Below are 16552 nucleotides of genomic sequence, written 5' to 3'. Positions count from 1 at the left end.
CGTGCTGCGCGAGGCGCCGCGTCGTGCGCGAGACGCCGCGTCGTGCGCGAGACGCCGCCGGATCCGGCGGTGTCTCGCTGCCGCGCCGGTGTCTCGCGCCCGTGCCGGTGTGTCCGCTCGCCGAGACGCCGCCGGACGGGTGCGCCCGTCGCTACTCCGAGGCGGGCGACTCGGCGGTGCGGTGCACCCGCAGCACGCGGAAGCCCTTGTCCGTCGTCGCCCGAGCCACGTGGAAGCCGCTGTCGAGGGTGTCGTGGAGCCAGCGCTGCAGCGAGTCGCCGCCGAGGTCCTTCGAGACGACGAGCCAGGCGTCCCCGCCGACCTCGAGCCGCGGCAACCACGTCAGCAGGATCTGGTGGAGCTCGTCCTTGCCGACGCGGATCGGCGGATTCGACCAGATCGTCCGGAAGCGCAGGTCTGCCGGGACGTCGTCGGGCACTGCGACGGACACGTTGTCGGTGCCGGCAGCCGCTGCGTTCGCGCGCGCGAGCCCGAGCACCCGCTCGTTGACGTCGACGCCCCAGACCTGTGCGTCGGGCGACTCGAGGGCCATCGTGATCGCGATCGGACCCCAGCCGCAGCCGACGTCGAGCAGTGCGCCGTCGTGCGCGGGCGGCGGCACGGAACCGAGCAGGACCCGGGTGCCGCGGTCGAGGCCGTCCGGGCTGAAGACCCCTGCCGCGGTGGTGAGCGTGAGCGCCCGGCCGGCGAGCGTGACCTGGATCTGACGTTCACGGGCGTCCGACGTGGGGCTCGCGGAGAAGTAGTGGTCGTTCGCCATGGATGAACCGTACCGGGAACCCCGTGTGTCCCGGGCCGTGCGGAGGTACCCTGTGCACAGGATGACGGATACCCACCAGAACGACCAGATCAACGACGACAGCGCTGCCGGTGTCGTCGAACGGGTCCTGCGCAACGCGGATTCCCGAGCGGCCTCGTCCGTGTTCGCACCGGCGCAGGCGATCCAGACCCGATCGGTCGACGACCGCGGCTGGAACGGCGACGGCGAGCAGTACGACCGCGAGGACCGTGCGGCCCTCCGACGCGTCGCCGGCCTCTCCACCGAACTCGAGGACGTCACCGAGGTCGAGTACCGGCAACTCCGGCTCGAGCAGGTCGTCCTGATCGGCGTCTACCCGCACGGCGAAGCCTCCGACGCCGAGAACTCCCTGCGCGAACTCGCCGCCCTCGCCGAGACCGCGGGCGCCGTGGTCCTCGACGGGCTGCTGCAGCGCCGACCGAACCCGGACCCCTCGACGTACCTCGGCAAGGGCAAGGCCGAGGAGCTGGCGATGGTCGTCAAGGCCACCGGAGCCGACACGGTCATCGCGGACACCGAACTCGCACCGTCCCAGCGTCGTGCGCTCGAGGACGTGGTCAAGGTCAAGGTGATCGACCGGACCGCCGTGATCCTCGACATCTTCAGCCAGCACGCCAAGAGCCGCGAGGGCAAGGCGCAGGTCGAACTGGCCCAGCTCGAGTACCTCCTGCCGCGACTCCGCGGGTGGGGTGAGTCGATGTCCCGGCAGGCCGGTGGCCAGGTGTCCGGCGGTGCCGGCATGGGCTCCCGTGGTCCCGGTGAGACGAAGATCGAGCTCGACCGACGCCGCATCCACACCCGGATGTCGAAGCTCCGTCGGCAGATCGCGGGCTTCCGTCCCGCACGAGAGGCCAAACGGGCCGATCGGCACCGCAACGACGTGCCGAGCGTCGCGATCGCCGGCTACACGAACGCCGGCAAGTCCTCGCTGCTGAACCGGCTGACGAGCGCGGGCGTGCTCGTGCAGAACCAGCTCTTCGCGACACTGGACGCCACGGTGCGCCGCACCGAGAGCGCCAAGGGCCGCGAGTTCACCTTCGTCGACACGGTCGGTTTCGTGCGCAACCTGCCGCACCAGCTCGTCGAGGCCTTCCGCTCCACCCTGGAGGAGGTCGGCGAGGCGGACGTCATCGTGCACGTCGTCGACGGCTCGCACCCGGACCCGGCCGCGCAGCTGGCGACCGTGCGCGAGGTCATCGGCGACGTCGGTGCCCGCGAGATCCCGGAGATCGTCGCGTTCAACAAGGCGGACCTGATCGACGAGTCGCAGCGGCTCGTGCTGGTCGGACTCGTTCCCGACGCCGTGTTCGTCTCGGCACGCACCGGCGAGGGCATCCAGGACCTGCTCGAGGCGATCGAGTCCCGCCTGCCCGAGCCCGACGTGTCGCTGACCGTGGTGATCCCGTACGACCGGGGTGACCTCGTGTCGTCCCTGCACGACGCCGGAGCGGTGGAGTCGGTCGACTACGTCGAGGACGGCACCCGGCTCGACGTCCGGGTGTTCCGGCGCCAGGTCGCGGAGCTCGACCCGTTCGTGGTCGCGCCCGTCGCGTCCGCCTAGCGGCCGGTCACGACCCGGACGGGAGGCGCGGCTCGGCTCCGCCGGACACCCTTCGGTCGGCAAGACGCCTCCGAACACACGAAACGCCGCCGGACCCGGCGGCGTTTCGCTGTGCGTGCGGCGTCTCTGGTGAGCGACGGCGTCACGCCGGTCAGATCGAGCGGAGGACCGCGACGACCTTGCCGAGCACGGTGGCCGCGTCGCCGAGGATCGGTTCGAACGCGGTGTTGCGGGGGAGCAGCCACGTGTGGCCGTCGCGCTGGCGGAAGACCTTGACGGTCGCTTCCTCGTCGAGCATCGCGGCGACGATGTCCCCGTTCTCGGCGGTCTGCTGCGAGCGGACGACGACCCAGTCGCCGTCGCAGATCGCGGCGTCGATCATCGACTCGCCCACGACCTTGAGCATGAAGAGGTCGCCCGTCCCGACGAGCTGACGGGGGAGCGGCACGATCTCGTCGACGTGCTGCTCGGCCGTGATCGGGACACCGGCGGCGATGCGGCCGACGAGCGGCACGAGCGTGGTGGCGTCGACGTCGGGGCCGTCGACGTCCGGCGTCGGCTCGTCGACCAGGACCTCGAGCGCACGGGGCCGGTTCGGGTCGCGGCGGATCCAGCCGCCGAGCTCGAGCTGCCCGAGCTGGTGGGAGACGCTGGAGAGCGAGGACAGACCGGCGGCGTCGCCGATCTCGCGCATGCTCGGCGGGTACCCCCGGCTGGCGATCGACGCACGGATCGCGTCGAGGATCGCCTGCTGCTTCGCCGTCAGCGGCTTCTGGACCCGCAGTTCGTCCGCCACGTCGTCTCGCCCTTCGTCGGTGCTGGGACGGTGCCCGCGGGAATGTCGGTGGTTCCCGTTTGACTTGTCCCAGTCGATCGAAACAGTATCCGACCGGCCCACGCCGAACAAACACCTGTTCGAGCGTGTCGAAAGAAAACTCCCCAGAAATCTCCGAACAGGACTTGTGCGACCTCGCATTCGAAACTATGTTCGGTACAGGACTTCGGTTCACCCGAACGGGAAGGCAAGAACGACATGAGCACCATCGCCATCGCTGACATCCAGCGCCACACGGCGCCCGCCGTGCGTACGCGCCTGCGCCTCACGCGCCGCGGGCGGTTCGTCATCACGACGCTCGCCGCGATCCCGGTCCTCCTGGTCGTCGCCCTCGCCGTGCTGAACGGCGGGCAGGCGTCCGCCGGCAACACGCAGGCGAACGTCCACTTCGACACCGTCACGATCCAGCCGGGCGAGACGCTCTGGCAGCTGGCGGAGGAGACCGCGCCCAACGCCGACCCGCGCGACTTCGTGCAGGACGTCATCAGTCTCAACGCGCTCGACGGAGCGGGGCTGCAGGCCGGCGAGCAGATCGCCATCCCGGCGCAGTACACCTCCGCGAAGTAGCGAGCGGTCGTCGCGAGCCTGCGCACCGTCCGGACGGCCGGTCTCCTTCGTGCCCGTGCGGCCTACGATGGATCGGTGGCATTCACGCTCGAAGACCTCCCGATCCGAGACGACCTGCGCGGGCAGAGCCCGTACGGCGCTCCGCAGAAGCACGTCCGCGTGCAGCTCAACGTCAACGAGAACACGCATCCCGTTCCGGCTGACGTGGCGGAGGACATCGTCGAGTCGATCCGGCAGGCCCTCACGACCGTGAACCGCTACCCCGACCGAGAGTTCACCGAGCTCCGGCAGTCCCTGGCGGACTACCTCCAGCGCGGGCTCGGGCCGGACGGGCAGATCGGCACCGGCCAGACCATCAGCCCCGAGCAGATCTGGGCGGCGAACGGCTCGAACGAGGTCCTGCAGCAGCTGCTCCAGGCGTTCGGCGGCCCCGGGCGCACGGTGCTCGGGTTCCCGCCCACGTACTCGATGCACTCGATCCTCGCCTCCGGGACGGGGACGACCTGGATCCCGGCGCAGCGTGACGACGAGTTCCGCATCTCGCCCGAGACCGTCGTGGCCGCGATCCGCGAGCACCAGCCCGACATCGTGTTCCTGTGCGGGCCGAACAACCCCACGGGCACGCCGCTGCCGCTCGAGACGATCGAGGCCGCGTACGCCGCCACCGACGGCATCGTGATGGTGGACGAGGCCTACGCCGAGTTCATGCCGGCCGACGTCCCGAGCGCCCTCACCCTGCTGCCCGGTCGGGAGCGCCTCGTCGTGTCCCGCACCATGAGCAAGGCGTTCGCGTTCGCCGGTGCCCGCGTCGGGTACATGGCCGCGCACCCCGCCGTGATCGACGCGATCCGGCTGGTCCGCCTGCCGTACCACCTGTCCGCACTGACCCAGGCGGCGGCGGTCGCAGCACTCCGGCACGCCGCGGAGATGCTCGCGATGGTCGACGACATCAAGCAGCAACGCGACCGCATGGTCACGGAGCTGCAGGCGATGGGCTACCGCACGTACGAGACCTGGTCGAACTTCGTCCTCTTCGGCGGTGTGGCGGACCCGCACGCGGCGTTCGAGGCGCTGCTGGACCAGGACGTCATCGTGCGCGACCTCGGTATCCCGAACCACCTTCGGGTGAGTGCGGGCACCGAAGAGGAGACGACCGCGTTCCTCGACGCCATGCGCCGCGTCGCCGCCGATCAGCCGCCGGTTAGGGTTGCAGCATGACCGCGCGCACCGCCACGATCAGCCGGAGCACGAGCGAATCGAGCATCGAACTCGAGCTCGACCTCGACGGCACCGGCACGTCCGACATCTCGACGAGCGTGCCGTTCTTCGACCACATGCTGACGGCGTTCAGCAAGCACTCCCTGATCGACCTCCGCGTGCGGTCGTCGGGGGACACCCACATCGACGTGCACCACACGGTCGAGGACACCGGCATCGTGCTCGGCCAGGCGCTCAAGCAGGCCCTGGGTGACCGCTCCGGCATCGGCCGGTACGGCGACGCCCTCGTGCCCCTCGACGAGGCACTGGCGCAGGCGGTCGTGGACGTCTCGGGCCGCCCGTTCCTCGTGCACACGGGGGAGCCCGCCGGCTTCGAGTTCCACCGCATCGGCGGCCACTTCACCGGTTCGATGGTCCGCCACGTGTTCGAGGCGATCACCTTCAACGCCGGGATCACCGTGCACGTGCGGCTCCTCGAGGGCCGTGACCCGCACCACATCGCCGAGGCCGAGTTCAAGGCGTTCGCCCGTGCGATGCGCAAGGCGGTCGAGCTCGACCCGCGCGTCGACGGCATCCCTTCCACCAAGGGGAAGCTGTGACGGGCGCGCGGCCGAACGTCGTCGTCCTCGACTACGGATCCGGCAACGTCCACTCCGCGGCGAAGGCGCTCGAGCGCGCGGGTGCCGACGTCACACTCACGTCCGACAAGCAGGCGGCGCTCGCGGCCGACGGACTGCTCGTCCCCGGTGTCGGTGCCTTCGCCGCCGTGATCGACCAGCTCGAGGGCGTGCGGGGCGGCGAGATCGTCGACCACCGGCTCGCGGGTGGTCGTCCGGTGCTCGGCATCTGCGTCGGCATGCAGGTGCTGTTCTCGCGCGGCATCGAGCGCGGCGTCGACGTCGAGGGGCTCGGTCAGTGGCCGGGCACGGTCGAGGAGATCCAGGCCGAGGTCCTGCCGCACATGGGTTGGAACACGGTCGAGGCCCCCGCGGACTCGGTGCTGTTCGACGGCCTCCACGACGAGCGCTTCTACTTCGTGCACTCCTACGGTGTCACCGAGTTCCCGCTCGAGGCGTACGGGCCGTTCCGTGCGCCCCGCCTGACCTGGGCCGAGCACGGTCAGCGGTTCGTCGCCGCGGTCGAGAACGGCCCGCTCACCGCCACCCAGTTCCACCCCGAGAAGTCGGGGGAGCCCGGCATCCGGCTGCTCCGCAACTGGGTCGACTCGCTCTGAACCCGGGCGCCGAAGACACCCGGACGCCGACGCACCGAAGACACCCGGGCGTCGACGCGCCGAAGACACCCGGACGCCGACGCACCGAAGACACCACCGCAACCAGAACAGGACCATGACCGACCTCATCGCCACCCCGCCCCTCGTCCTGCTGCCCGCCGTGGACGTCGTCGACGGCCAGGCGGTGCGCCTCACCCAGGGGGAGGCCGGCAGCGAGACCGCGTACGGCGACCCGGTGTCGGCCGCCCGCACGTGGCGCGACCAGGGCGCCGAGTGGATCCACCTCGTCGACCTCGACGCCGCGTTCGGTCGGGGCGACAACCGCAGGGTCATCGCCCACGCCATCCGTGAGGTCGAGGGCGTTGCCGTCGAACTCTCCGGCGGCATCCGCGACGATGCCTCGCTCGAGGCCGCCCTCGCGACCGGCGCCGCACGCGTCAACCTGGGCACGGCCGCGCTCGAGAACCCCGAGTGGGCCGCCCGCGTGATCCGGACGTACGGCGAACAGATCGCCGTCGGGCTGGACGTCCGCGGCACCACCCTCGCGAGCCGCGGGTGGACCGAGGACGCCGGGGACCTGTGGGAGGTCCTCGACCGACTCGAGGAAGCCGGCTGCGCCCGCTACGTGGTGACCGACGTGACGAAGGACGGCACGTTGCAGGGCCCCAACGTCGATCTCCTCCGCGAGGTCTGCGACCGCACCGACCAGCCCGTCGTCGCCTCCGGCGGCATCTCCACGCTCGACGACCTGCGGGCGCTGCGCGAGCTCGTACCGCACGGCCTCGAGGGCGCGATCATCGGCAAGGCGCTCTACTCGGGGGCCTTCACGCTCCCGGCCGCGCTCGACATCGCGGCGGAGTAGCCGCGTGGCGGGCATCTCGAACGGCCGCGGCACCGGACCCGACGCACCGGCCGGCGGGGTACACCCGGACGACGCGCACACCCCGGGCGGCGCCGCCGACTCCGCGGGTGTCGCGTGGGCCGGCCGGACGTTCGAGCAGCACGACACGACGTTCGACGACGACGACGGCCTCGCCGACCCGGCGCTCGTCGCGGCGATCACGGCGCTGCCCGACGGCGGGTCGCAGCGGGCGATCGTCGACGCCCTGCGTACCGCGCGCCTGCTCATCCCGCTCGTCGCCGAGGCCGGGGACGTCGGACACACCGACGCCGGGAAGCTCGTCGACAAGACCCAGGAACTGTCGATCGTCACGGTCGCCGGGCCGGACGGGCGCAGCGTGATGCCGGCGTTCACCTCAGTGGCGGCGATGCGTGCGTGGGACGCCGACGCCCGGCCGGTGCCGGTCGAGTCGCGTCGGGTCGCGATGGCGGCGGCGAGCGAAGAGACCCAGCTCGTCGTGCTCGACCCGACCTCGACGACAGAGTTCGTCCTCCGACGCCCGGCCGTCTGGGCGCTCGGGCAGGACCTCCCGTGGGCACCGTGCTTCGAGGACCCGGAGGTCGGCCGGGCCTTCGCGGAGTCCGTCGTCGGCGAGGGTGCGGTGGCACGGGTCGAGCTGGCACCGGGGGACCCGCTCGGGCGGTTCGCCGGGGCCGAGCTGACGGTGGGCCTCGCGCTCCACCCCGGGCTCGACCAGGCGAGGGTGCAGGAGCTCGTCGGTCGGCTGCAGCAGCGCTGGACGGCGGACGCCGTCATCGCGGAACGCGTGGACAGCATGCGGGTGGCGCTCCGCCCAGCGTGATCCGCGCCTCCAGTCCGACGAGCGGCCTGCGGACGCGACGCGCACTGCCGGACGGCTTGGAGGCTCGACCCGCGTCCGTCCCGCGGCCAGCGACCCCGCGGGTCACCGCCACGGCGGTGCGGCCCGGCCCGACGGCCGGTCGCCGGTACGATGGCCGGGTGAGCACGAACCCGACGACCACCCCCGGAACCGGCGAGACCACCTTCGGTCCGACCGGACGGCCCGTCCGGCAGTTCGCGGTGCCCGAGGAACTCGACGGTCACGGCCCCGCTCGCATCATCGCGCTCTGCAACCAGAAGGGCGGCGTCGGCAAGACCACGACGTCCATCAACCTCGGTGCGGCGCTGGCGGAGTACGGCCGCAAGGTCCTCGCCGTCGACTTCGACCCGCAGGGCGCGCTGTCCGCGGGCCTCGGCGTGCGGACCCACGACATCCCCACCGTGTACGACCTGCTGATGGGGTCGATCAAGGACCCGAACCAGGTCATCCAGCCGACGAACACGCCGTACCTCGACGTCATCCCCGCGAACATCGACCTGTCCGCGGCCGAGGTGCACCTCGTCAACGAGGTCGCGCGGGAGCAGATCCTCGCGAGCGTGCTGCGGAAGGTCGCGAACGACTACGACGTGATCCTGGTGGACTGCCAGCCGTCGCTCGGGCTGCTCACCGTGAACGCCCTCACCGCGGCGCACGGTGTGCTCATCCCGCTCGAGTGCGAGTTCTTCGCACTGCGCGGGGTCGCCCTGCTCATCGAGACGATCGACAAGGTCCGCGACCGGCTCAACCCGGCGCTGACGCTCGACGGCATCCTCGCGACGATGTACGACTCCCGCACCCTGCACTCGCGCGAGGTCATGGAGCGCGTCGTTGACACGTTCGACGACCGCGTGCTCGACACCGTCATCGGCCGCACGGTGAAGTTCCCGGACGCCACGGTCTCCGCCCGTCCGATCACGCAGACCGCTCCGGACCACGCCGCCGCGCACGCGTACCGGCAGCTCGCCAGGGAGCTCGTCGAGCGTGGCGCCGTCGCCTGACGACGCCGTCGTCCAGCAGCCGAAGGACCCGGCTGCGGCCCCCGCCGGCACACAGACCGCGCCCGGCTTCCGGGTCCGGCTCCGGAACTTCGACGGCCCGTTCGACCTGCTGCTGTCGCTCATCACGAAGCACGAGCTCGACATCACCGAGGTCTCGCTCGGTGCGGTGACGGGGGAGTTCATCGAGTACGTCCGGCTGGCCGAGGCGGCGGACGAACTCGACGAGGCCAGTGAGTTCCTGGTCGTCGCGGCGACCCTGCTCGACCTGAAGATCGCCGGGCTCCTGCCGCAGGGCGAACTCGTCGACGCCGAGGACGTCGCCCTGCTCGAGGCCCGCGACCTGCTGTTCGCCCGGCTGCTGCAGTACCGGGCGTTCAAGCAGGCCGCCGACTGGTTCGGTTCCCGCTGGCTGACCGAGTCCCGCCGGCACGTCCGGAGCGTCCGACTCGAGGAACGGTTCCGTGCCCGGACCCCGGAACTCGTGTGGACCCTGTCGGTGCAGGACTTCGCCGCGCTCGCGACCCTGGCGTTCGCGCCGCGGGAGCTCCCCACCGTCGGACTCGACCACCTGCACGCCCCGCTCGTGAGCATCCGCGAGCAGGCCGCCATCGTCGTCTCGATCCTCCGGACCCGCGCCGACGAGGACGTCTCGTTCCGCGAACTGGTCGCCGGCGTCTCGGAGGCGGGTATCGTGGTGGCTCGCTTCCTCGCGATCCTGGAGCTGTACCGGAACGCGTCCATCTCGTTCGAACAGTTCGAACCGCTCGGGGAGCTGACGCTGCGCTGGACCGCCGAGGACTGGTCCGACGAGAGCCTCGCCAACCTGGGAGCCGACTATGACGGATGACGTGCACGACGCGTCCAGCGCCGAACCCGGCGGTGCCGACGAGATGGCCGACGCTCGCGCGATCGAGCAGGAGATCCACGCTCGCGCCGCGCACGCGGTCCCGATCGACCGGCAGCTCGAGGCGATCCTGATGATCGCGGACGAACCCCAGTCGCTCGTGTCGCTCGGCGCGGCCGTCGGCGCTCCCGTGCCCGCCGTCCGGCAGGCGATCGAGCGCCTCGTGGCGGACTTCGACGGCGTCGACGGCACCATCCGCCGCGGGTTCGAACTCCGCGAGGTCGGCGGCGGCTGGCGCTTCTACGTCCGGCAGGACCTCGACGACGTCGTCGAGCAGTTCGTCGAGGCCGAGCGCCCCTCCCGCCTGTCGCAGGCCGCCCTCGAGACCCTGGCGGTCGTCGCCTACAAGCAGCCGATCACCCGGTCGCAGATCGCCTCGATCCGCGCCGTGAACGTCGACGGCGTCGTCCGGACCCTGGTCGCCCGCGGGCTCATCGAGGAGTCCTTCACCGACGCCGAGACCGGCGCCATCAACTACGTCACGTCCGACCTGCTCCTGCAGCAGCTCGGCATCAATTCGCTCGACGAGCTGCCGCTCATCTCGCCCCTCCTGGACGACGGTGCCGCTGGCTTCGAGCAGAACGAAGGGATCCCCGATGGCCGCGCATGAGGAAGAACGACGAGGCGGCGCGGGTCGCCGGGACGGTTCGGGTCGGCCTGGAGGCGCGTCACGCGACCGCAACGCGGGCTCCGGCCGTGCAGGTGGTCGGTTCGAGGGCGCTGGTCGCGACGACCGCGGTGGGTACCGCGGGCGTGACGAGCGTCCGGCAGCCGGTGGCGGGTACCGCGGTCGCGACGACCGTGCGGGTTCCGGTCGCCGGGACGACGACCGTGGTGGCTACCGCGGCCGCGACGAGCGTCCCGCCTCCGGTGGTGGGTACCGGGGTCGCGACGACCGCAGTGAGGCCCCGCGCCGCGATGACGACCGCGGTGGGTACCGCGGTCGCGACGACCGTCCCGCGACCGGTGGCGGGTACCGCGGCCGTGACGACCGTGGGGGAGACCGTGGCCGGTTCGTCGGCCGTGACGACGACCGCCGTGGCGGCGACCGCGGCGGGTTCAACCGCCGCGAGGACGACCGCGGTGGGTACCGCGGCCGTGACGAGCGCCCCGCTTCCGGTGGGTACCGGGGTCGTGACGAGCGCCCCGCCTCCGGTGGGTACCGAGGTCGCGACGACCGTCCCTCGACCGGCGGGTACCGCGGTCGTGACGAGCGCCGTGACGCCCCGCGCCGTGACGACGACCGCGGTGGGTACCGGGGTCGTGACGACCGCCGTGACGACCGGCGCCCTGCCCCGCGCCGCGACGACGACCGCCGCCGCGACGACGACCGCCGCCGTGACCCGGCCCGCGAGGACCGCCGCGCTCCCGACGGCCGACCGAGCACGGTGTGGCACAACGGCCGCCGCTACGTCGGTGGCACCACGACGGCCCGCAACGGCGACCGTCCGCGGAGCAGCGGCCCCCGCGGCACCGACCGCCGCACCACCCCGCGACCCGAGGGCGCCCGCGACCAGCAGGGCCAGCCGCTCGAGGGCACGCCCGAGCGCCCGATCATCCCGGACTGGGACGCGGCGGACGGGACGGCGACCGCCGGGGCCGCACCGCGCCTCCAGGCTGATGGTGAGCGCCTGCAGAAGGTGATCGCCGCTGCGGGCGTGGCATCTCGCCGCGTCGCGGAGAACCTGATCGTCGAGGGCCGCGTGACGGTCAACGGCGAGGTCGTCGACGCACTCGGCCGCCGGGTCGACCCCGAGACCGACCAGATCGCGGTGGACGGCGTCCCGGTGCAGATCGACAGCTCGCGCCGCTACGTGCTGCTGAACAAGCCGACCGGCATGGTGTCGAGCCTGCAGGACGAGCGCGGTCGCCGTGACCTGTCCGAGTACGTCGACCGGTACGAGGAGCGCCTGTTCAACGTCGGCCGCCTCGACACCGAGACGTCCGGCCTGCTGGTGCTGACCAACGACGGCGACCTGGCGCACGTGCTCGCGCACCCGTCGTTCGGGGTGACGAAGACGTACATCGCGAAGGTGCGCGGCAACGTGAACCCGGCGACGGTCCAGCGCCTGCTCGACGGTGTGGAGCTCGAGGACGGGCCGATCGCCGCCGACAAGGTGCGACTGCTCGAGTCGTCGCGCGGGGAGTCGCTCGTCGAGATCACGCTGCACTCCGGCCGCAACCGGATCGTGCGCCGCATGCTCGACGAGGTCGACCACCCCGTGCTGGAACTCGTCCGACGGTCGTTCGGGCCGCTGCACCTCGGGTCGCTCCCGATCGGCAAGACCCGGGAGCTCTCGACCGTCGAGCTCGGCAAGCTCCTCCGCATCGCACGCGAGGCGAAGGGTTCTGCACAGGGCGCCGACGACGGGGAGTCCTCGGACTGACGATCGGTAGGCTTGCCGGGTGACCGACGCCCCCGCCCCGCACGACGCCCCGGACATCGACCGGCGGCTGCGCGGACCCGTGCGGGTCGTCGGTGCCGGCCTGCTCGGTGCGTCGATCGGCCTGGCGCTCCGCGAGAAGGGCGTGGACGTCGTCCTCGACGACGTCTCGCCCGCAGCCCTCGCGCTCGCCGTCGACTACGGCGCCGGTCGTCGCCCGGCTCCGGGTGACGGTCCGGAACTCGTGGTGGTCGCGGTTCCCCCGGACGTCGTGGCAGCGGTCGTCGAGCGCGAGCTCGCGGCGTTTCCGGACGCGGTGGTGACGGACGTGGCGAGCGTGAAGTCAGGGCCGCTTGCGTCGCTCAGGGCAGCGGGCGCCGACGTCTCGCGGTACATCGGGTCGCATCCGATGGCCGGACGCGAGCGCAGCGGTCCGACGGCAGCGCGTGCCGACCTGTTCCTCGGGCAGCCGTGGGTGATCGCCGGACACGACGACATCTCGTACCAGCGTGCCGCCGTGGTGGAGGACCTGGCGCTCGACGTCGGCGCGACGGTCGTTCCCATGGACCCGGAGTCGCACGACCTCGCGGTCGCCTACGTCTCGCACACGCCGCAGCTCGTCTCGACGCTCATGGCTGCCCGGCTCCGGGATGCCCCCGCGGGCTCGCTCGGCCTCGCCGGTGGTGGTGTCCGCGACGTCACGCGCATCGCCGCGAGCGACCCGGGCCTGTGGGTGCAGATCATCGGCGCGAACGCGTCGCGCATCCGGCCGGTGCTCGCGGACCTCCGCGACGACCTCGACCGTGTCCTCACGGCGCTCGACGACCCAGCCGGGTCCGGTTCGCCCCGCGCCATCGCCGAGACCATCGCCGCGGGCAACCGCGGTGTCGAACGGCTGCCGGGCAAGCACGGCACCACCAAGCGCTTCGCCCAGGTGGTCGTCCTCGTCGACGACACCCCCGGGCAGATCGCCGCGCTCCTCACGTTCATCGGGGAGATCGGCATCAACCTCGAGGACATGCGCCTCGAGCACTCACCGGGCGCGCAGATCGGCATCGTCGAGGTGTCGGTCGTGCCCGAGCAGGAACAGCGACTCGTCGAGGAACTCGAGGGGCGCGGATGGAGGATCGCAGCAGCATGGGCCTGAACGACACGCACGCAGCCGCCGAGTCCGGTGTGACCGGTGGTCCGGACGGACCCGACACGGGGCTGCCCACGCCCGACGACCAGCCGGGCCCGATCGGCGGTGCCGGTGGCGGGCTCGACGGGCAGGGCGGCGGCGAGCCGGGCTCCACGAGCGCACCGATCCCCGCAGGACTGCCGGACGGCGCCTTCGTCGCGAAGTTCGTCATCGCCGTCGACGGTCCGGCGGGCAGCGGGAAGTCGAGCGTGTCCCGGGCCGCGGCCCGCGCGCTCGGGTTCGGCTACCAGGACACCGGGGCCGCCTACCGGGCGCTGGCGTGGCACGCCCTGCAGGAACAGGTCGACCTCGACGACGCCGCGGCGATCCTGGCGAGCTGGGACACCTTCGACTACGCGATCGGCACCGACCCCGACGCCTACTTCGTCCGGGTGAACGGCACCGACGTCACCGACGCGATCCGCACCCCGGAAATCACGGGTGCGGTGGCCCACATCGCGAAGCTGCCGGAGGTCCGTCAGCGGCTCGTGCAGCTCTTCCGGAACGTGATGCGCAAGGCCGAGGGGCGGGGCATCATCACCGAAGGTCGGGACATCACCACGGTCGTCGCACCCGACGCCGAGGTCCGGATCCTGCTGACGGCCGACGAGTCCGTTAGAATGGCCCGGCGCTCGGCTGAGGTCACCACCCAGTCGGCCGCCGAGACCTCCGCTGCACTCGCTCGTCGCGACGCGGCGGACGCGAAGGTCGTCGACTTCATGAACGCCGCCGACGGCGTCACGACGCTCGACTCCACCGACCTCGACTTCGACCAGACCGTGCAGGCGGTCGTCGACCTGGCCCGCGCGGCCGGGCACTGACCACCAGGGCCACGCGCGGCCACGCACTGACAACACGCGGCCGAACGGTCGCCGGCAAGGACACCCACATGGCGCAGCTGGACAACCCAGACCACGACGACTTCCCCGAGTACGACGACGCGCTCGGCGAGCGGCTCGCCGGGCTCGACGAGGCCGAGGCCGAGCAGCGGGCGACCGCGCTCCGCGCCGGGCTCGAGGACTACGAGCTCGACGAGGAAGACGTCGCCCTGCTCGAAGCGGGCGAGATCGGTCCCGACGGAACCTACCTGCTGCCGGCGCTGCCGGTGCTCGCGATCGTGGGGCGACCGAACGTCGGCAAGTCGCAGCTCGTGAACCGCATCCTCGGTCGCCGCGAAGCGGTCGTGCAGGACACCCCCGGCGTGACGCGTGACCGCGTCTCGTACAAGGCGGAGTGGAACGACAAGCGCTTCACACTCGTCGACACCGGCGGGTGGGAGCCCGACGCGAAGGGCATCAACGCCTCCGTCGCCGCCCAGGCCGAGGTCGCGATCGACCTCGCCGACGCGGTGCTCTTCGTCGTGGACGTCACCGTCGGCATCACCGCGACCGACGAGCACGTCGTGAAGATGCTGCGCGGCACCGACCGTCCGGTCATCGTCGTCGCGAACAAGTCCGACGACGACCGCCGAGACCTCGACGCCTACGAGCTCTGGAACCTCGGTCTCGGTGAGCCGCACCCGGTGTCGGCCCTGCACGGTCGCGGCGTCGCGGACCTCCTCGACCTCATCATCACAACACTCCCCGACACCTCGGCCGTCGCCAAGCAAGAGGTCGGCGGGCCCCGTCGCGTCGCGATCCTCGGCCGTCCGAACGTCGGCAAGAGCTCGCTCCTCAACAAGGCCGCCGGTGAAGAGCGCGTCGTCGTCAACGAGTTGTCGGGCACGACTCGCGACCCGGTGGACGAGCAGATCGAACTCGGCGGCCGCGTGTGGCGCTTCGTCGACACCGCCGGCATCCGGAAGCGCGTGCACCTGCAGCAGGGCGCGGACTTCTACGCCTCGCTCCGCACCACCGCCGCGCTCGAGAAGGCCGAGGTCGCCGTGGTCGTCCTCGACGTCACCGAGCCGATCTCCGTGCAGGACCTCCGCATCATCGACCTCGTCCTCGAGTCCGGTCGCGCCCTGGTCCTCGCGTACAACAAGTGGGACCTGCTCGACGACGACCGCCGCCGCTACCTCGAGCGCGAGATCGAGCAGGACCTCGCGCACGTGTCGTGGGCCCCGCGCGTGAACATCTCGGCGCGGACCGGTCGTCACCTCGAGAAGCTCGTACCGGCCCTCGAGACCGCGCTCGACTCGTGGGACACCCGTATCCCGACGGGCAAGGTCAACGCCTTCATCGCCGAACTCGTGCAGGAGCACCCGCACCCGGTCCGCGGTGGCAAGCAGCCGCGCATCCTGTTCGGGACGCAGGCCTCGAGCCAGCCGCCGACGTTCGTGCTCTTCACGACGGGCTTCCTCGACCCGCAGTACCGACGGTTCATCACCCGTCGTCTGCGCGAGGTCTGGGGCTTCTCGGGAACGCCGATCAACGTCAACATGCGCGTGCGCGAGCGCCGCAAGCGCTGAGGACCACCGGGGGATCTGGCATGACGGGGGCGAGACGACGATGGCTGTTCGCAGCGGTCGTCGTGCTCGCCCTCGTCGCGCTGGTGCTGGCCTGGACGACGCTGCAGACCGAGCGCCGGACCGAGGCCGCGCGACCCGTGGCGACCTCGACCTCCACTGCCGTCGCCGGGCAGGGCGTCTTCGGCGGTGAACTCGCGACGCCCTCGAACACCCTCGGCGCGCCCGTCCCCGAGCCGGACTCCGGGTCGCAGTCGGACACCGACGGGTCACCGATCGCTCCGTGGTGGCAGCGGGTCCCGCCCGTGTCCGGCACGCTGCTCCCGATCAACCGGTACGCCGGGGGGACGGTCCGGATCGAGGACATCCCCGACGTCGGCCTGGTGATCACCTTCGACGACCTCGAAGTCGCGACCCCCGGCACGCCGCCGCGCACGCTCCGCGTGTTGCTGTCCTCGAAGCCCGTGATCGGTGCGAAGCGGGGTCTCTGGGCCGACGACGGCTCACCGGTCGTGGTCGGGGACATCCCGGCCGACACCCCGTCGCAGTCCCTCGTCCTCGCCGACCCGCACGTGCTGCCGCCCGAGGTCCGCTCGCTGATCCTGTTCGACGCCGACACCGGGGAACTGCTGGGCGGCGCATCGCTCATCCCGACGGACTGACCCGCCAGGAGGCGCGGTGCACGACCGCCCCCGTCGGATG

The 16552-nt window shown here is 71.8% G+C and carries 18 protein-coding genes; 15 read left to right on the top strand and 3 right to left on the bottom strand.

Annotation, left to right across the window (positions count from 1 at the left end):
• Positions 1–151 precede the first annotated feature (151 nt).
• On the bottom strand, positions 152–781 hold the full coding sequence (locus tag CRP27_RS09480) for a class I SAM-dependent methyltransferase (RefSeq protein ID WP_097180465.1): 630 nt from the start codon (positions 779–781) through the stop codon (positions 152–154).
• A 61-nt stretch (positions 782–842) separates the two neighbouring features.
• Here CRP27_RS09480 and hflX point away from each other — a divergent pair, with 61 nt between their 5' ends.
• Complete coding sequence (hflX, locus tag CRP27_RS09475) at positions 843–2381, top strand: GTPase HflX (protein WP_097180464.1); 1539 nt, start codon at positions 843–845, stop codon at positions 2379–2381.
• A 151-nt stretch (positions 2382–2532) separates the two neighbouring features.
• Here the strand turns inward: hflX and lexA are convergent, their stop codons facing one another.
• Positions 2533–3177: a transcriptional repressor LexA gene (gene lexA / locus CRP27_RS09470; RefSeq protein ID WP_079238651.1), complete on the bottom strand. Its 645-nt coding sequence runs from the start codon at positions 3175–3177 to the stop codon at positions 2533–2535.
• A gap of 237 nt (positions 3178–3414) precedes the next feature.
• On the opposite strand from lexA, the gene CRP27_RS09465 reads away from it, so the two are divergent.
• The 9 genes from CRP27_RS09465 to scpB all read left to right on the top strand — a co-directional run bounded on the left by CRP27_RS09465 (position 3415) and on the right by scpB (position 10489).
• Positions 3415–3783, top strand: a complete 369-nt coding sequence (locus tag CRP27_RS09465) for a LysM peptidoglycan-binding domain-containing protein (RefSeq protein ID WP_097180463.1) — start codon at positions 3415–3417, stop codon at positions 3781–3783.
• Between the two features lie 75 nt (positions 3784–3858).
• A complete protein-coding gene (locus tag CRP27_RS09460; RefSeq protein WP_097180462.1) occupies positions 3859–5001 on the top strand; it encodes a histidinol-phosphate transaminase in 1143 nt (380 codons plus the stop codon).
• On the top strand, positions 4998–5600 hold the full coding sequence (gene hisB / locus CRP27_RS09455; RefSeq protein WP_097180461.1) for an imidazoleglycerol-phosphate dehydratase HisB: 603 nt from the start codon (positions 4998–5000) through the stop codon (positions 5598–5600). Before CRP27_RS09460 ends, hisB begins: the two co-directional genes overlap by 4 nt.
• Entirely contained in the window at positions 5597–6235 is a 639-nt protein-coding gene (gene hisH / locus CRP27_RS09450; RefSeq protein WP_097180460.1) for an imidazole glycerol phosphate synthase subunit HisH, read from the top strand. The genes hisB and hisH overlap by 4 nt, the downstream gene beginning before the upstream one ends.
• A gap of 115 nt (positions 6236–6350) precedes the next feature.
• Positions 6351–7097: a bifunctional 1-(5-phosphoribosyl)-5-((5-phosphoribosylamino)methylideneamino)imidazole-4-carboxamide isomerase/phosphoribosylanthranilate isomerase PriA gene (gene priA, locus CRP27_RS09445; RefSeq protein WP_097180459.1), complete on the top strand. Its 747-nt coding sequence runs from the start codon at positions 6351–6353 to the stop codon at positions 7095–7097.
• A gap of 4 nt (positions 7098–7101) precedes the next feature.
• Positions 7102–7938, top strand: coding sequence for an SseB family protein (locus CRP27_RS09440; protein ID WP_097180458.1), 837 nt, complete (start codon positions 7102–7104; stop codon positions 7936–7938).
• Positions 7939–8096: 158 nt separating this feature from the next.
• Positions 8097–8975 carry a ParA family protein gene (locus CRP27_RS09435; protein ID WP_079238658.1) on the top strand — a complete coding sequence of 293 codons (879 nt, stop codon included), beginning with the start codon at positions 8097–8099 and terminating at the stop codon, positions 8973–8975.
• Positions 8959–9822, top strand: a complete 864-nt coding sequence (locus CRP27_RS09430) for a ScpA family protein (RefSeq protein ID WP_097180457.1) — start codon at positions 8959–8961, stop codon at positions 9820–9822. Before CRP27_RS09435 ends, CRP27_RS09430 begins: the two co-directional genes overlap by 17 nt.
• 43 nt (positions 9823–9865) lie before the next feature.
• On the top strand, positions 9866–10489 hold the full coding sequence (gene scpB / locus CRP27_RS09425; RefSeq protein ID WP_097180997.1) for an SMC-Scp complex subunit ScpB: 624 nt from the start codon (positions 9866–9868) through the stop codon (positions 10487–10489).
• Between the two features lie 58 nt (positions 10490–10547).
• On the opposite strand, the gene CRP27_RS18485 is transcribed toward scpB, so the two are convergent.
• Positions 10548–11276 carry a hypothetical protein gene (locus CRP27_RS18485; protein ID WP_255257519.1) on the bottom strand — a complete coding sequence of 243 codons (729 nt, stop codon included), beginning with the start codon at positions 11274–11276 and terminating at the stop codon, positions 10548–10550.
• A gap of 234 nt (positions 11277–11510) precedes the next feature.
• Here CRP27_RS18485 and CRP27_RS18480 point away from each other — a divergent pair, with 234 nt between their 5' ends.
• The 5 genes from CRP27_RS18480 to CRP27_RS09400 all read left to right on the top strand — a co-directional run bounded on the left by CRP27_RS18480 (position 11511) and on the right by CRP27_RS09400 (position 16512).
• On the top strand, positions 11511–12266 hold the full coding sequence (locus CRP27_RS18480) for a pseudouridine synthase (protein WP_255257577.1): 756 nt from the start codon (positions 11511–11513) through the stop codon (positions 12264–12266).
• 19 nt (positions 12267–12285) lie between these two features.
• On the top strand, positions 12286–13410 hold the full coding sequence (locus CRP27_RS09415; protein WP_097180455.1) for a prephenate dehydrogenase: 1125 nt from the start codon (positions 12286–12288) through the stop codon (positions 13408–13410).
• Between the two features lie 170 nt (positions 13411–13580).
• Complete coding sequence (cmk, locus tag CRP27_RS09410) at positions 13581–14264, top strand: (d)CMP kinase (RefSeq protein WP_255257576.1); 684 nt, start codon at positions 13581–13583, stop codon at positions 14262–14264.
• 68 nt (positions 14265–14332) lie between these two features.
• Positions 14333–15853: a ribosome biogenesis GTPase Der gene (der, locus tag CRP27_RS09405; protein WP_097180453.1), complete on the top strand. Its 1521-nt coding sequence runs from the start codon at positions 14333–14335 to the stop codon at positions 15851–15853.
• Positions 15854–15873: 20 nt separating this feature from the next.
• Complete coding sequence (locus CRP27_RS09400) at positions 15874–16512, top strand: hypothetical protein (protein ID WP_097180452.1); 639 nt, start codon at positions 15874–15876, stop codon at positions 16510–16512.
• Positions 16513–16552: the final 40 nt, after the last annotated feature.

Source organism: Curtobacterium sp. 314Chir4.1 (assembly GCF_900215175.1).
In the GTDB taxonomy this organism is placed as follows: domain Bacteria; phylum Actinomycetota; class Actinomycetes; order Actinomycetales; family Microbacteriaceae; genus Curtobacterium; species Curtobacterium pusillum_A.
This window is presented reverse-complemented; position numbering and strand designations above follow the sequence as displayed.

Excerpts from the sequence above, each read along its gene's own strand:
- CRP27_RS09480 (WP_097180465.1), bottom strand. The coding sequence starts at position 781 with ATGGCGAACGACCACTACTTCTCCGCGAGCCCCACGTCGGACGCCCGT.
- CRP27_RS09400 (WP_097180452.1), top strand. The coding sequence starts at position 15,874 with ATGACGGGGGCGAGACGACGATGGCTGTTCGCAGCGGTCGTCGTGCTC.
- hflX (WP_097180464.1), top strand. The coding sequence starts at position 843 with ATGACGGATACCCACCAGAACGACCAGATCAACGACGACAGCGCTGCC.
- der (WP_097180453.1), top strand. The coding sequence starts at position 14,333 with ATGGCGCAGCTGGACAACCCAGACCACGACGACTTCCCCGAGTACGAC.
- scpB (WP_097180997.1), top strand. The coding sequence starts at position 9,866 with ATGGCCGACGCTCGCGCGATCGAGCAGGAGATCCACGCTCGCGCCGCG.
- priA (WP_097180459.1), top strand. The coding sequence starts at position 6,351 with ATGACCGACCTCATCGCCACCCCGCCCCTCGTCCTGCTGCCCGCCGTG.
- CRP27_RS09465 (WP_097180463.1), top strand. The coding sequence starts at position 3,415 with ATGAGCACCATCGCCATCGCTGACATCCAGCGCCACACGGCGCCCGCC.
- hisB (WP_097180461.1), top strand. The coding sequence starts at position 4,998 with ATGACCGCGCGCACCGCCACGATCAGCCGGAGCACGAGCGAATCGAGC.